At 63.7% G+C, this 1,021-nt stretch carries 1 protein-coding gene; it reads right to left on the bottom strand.

The annotated features are described in order from the left end of the window. Positions 1 to 283: 283 nt before the first annotated feature. Positions 284 to 559 carry a YMGG-like glycine zipper-containing protein gene (locus ABZU72_RS28725; RefSeq protein WP_355022176.1) on the bottom strand — a complete coding sequence of 92 codons (276 nt, stop codon included), beginning with the start codon at positions 557 to 559 and terminating at the stop codon, positions 284 to 286. Positions 560 to 1,021: the final 462 nt, after the last annotated feature.

Here is a 1,021-nt window from a genome sequence, read left to right as displayed (position 1 = left end):
GGCCATCGCGCCGGCTGACGAGCCCTATCGGCTCCGGATTTCCTGGCCGGACGGCCAAAAGGCCGCTGCGACGCCTCAACCCGCAACCGCCTGAAAGGCAATCGGCATGGGGCAGTTCTTCATGACGAAAAGGGTCAGTTCCGAATGCCGCTGGACACGGTCTGTTCCCGGAAGTGTTGCCTGCTGATCCTCACTCGCACCAGCCGCCGAGCGGAGCGGCTGTGTATGAAACCAGATGCTGCCGGTCGCCTCACAATTGGCCCGACAGTTGCGCTCAGGCGCCTTACGGGCAGGGACCTGTGAAACGGCGACCGCTCGTGTCCTGGAAGATGCAGTTGTTCGGGGTCGTTGCCCGACCGACCACCGCGCCGGCCACGCCACCTGCAACGGCACCGATAGCGGCCCCACGTCCGCCGCCCGCGATCCCACCGATGAGCGCACCACCGCCAGCGCCAATGGCGGCGCCGCCGAGCGTGCGGTGCGACTGAGACTCAGGGTTGCAGCCTCCGAGTAAAAGGCCGAGGCCGATAAAGCCGGCGACTGTGATCGAACGGATCATATTGGAGTCCTTATTCAAGTCTGCGCGCGAATGCGAACGCATCAATCTAATAGGCCAACACGTCGGGTCCGCCATCGCAGAGCGGCCGCGTCAGTCGGGAATTCCTGTGGATGCTCATCCAGTTTCCCCGATAGCTGAAGCTTCCTCGCCTTCAGCGCGTCGCACGGCGTCGCAGCAATCTTTGATTACCGCCTGACCGAACGAGGCCCAAAGCAGCCGCATTGCCGTCCTACCTTATGCTTCCAGTGGGCTGCTAACACGGGTGTATCAGATGCTGAACCGGAAGGGTCTCTGGCAACCAGGCCAGAGTGGTAATCCAAAGGGGCGGACCTCGATCAAGGGGCCGGTGGAGGCGCTGGCGCGGGATTGATCCGCCCCCGCCGAGAGGTCCAATGTGATTGTTAGTGGACGGTTGGCCTCGACGCCAGCGCGGGCGGCGTAGCTGATCCGGGTTGCGCAGCC

The organism is Nocardioides sp. NPDC004968, assembly GCF_040608935.1.
Classification (GTDB): Bacteria; Actinomycetota; Actinomycetes; order Propionibacteriales; family Nocardioidaceae; genus Nocardioides.
Note: the sequence above shows the minus strand (reverse complement) of the source record. Positions and strands in the feature narration are given on the sequence as shown.

Excerpts from the sequence above, each read along its gene's own strand:
- ABZU72_RS28725 (WP_355022176.1), bottom strand. The coding sequence starts at position 559 with ATGATCCGTTCGATCACAGTCGCCGGCTTTATCGGCCTCGGCCTTTTA.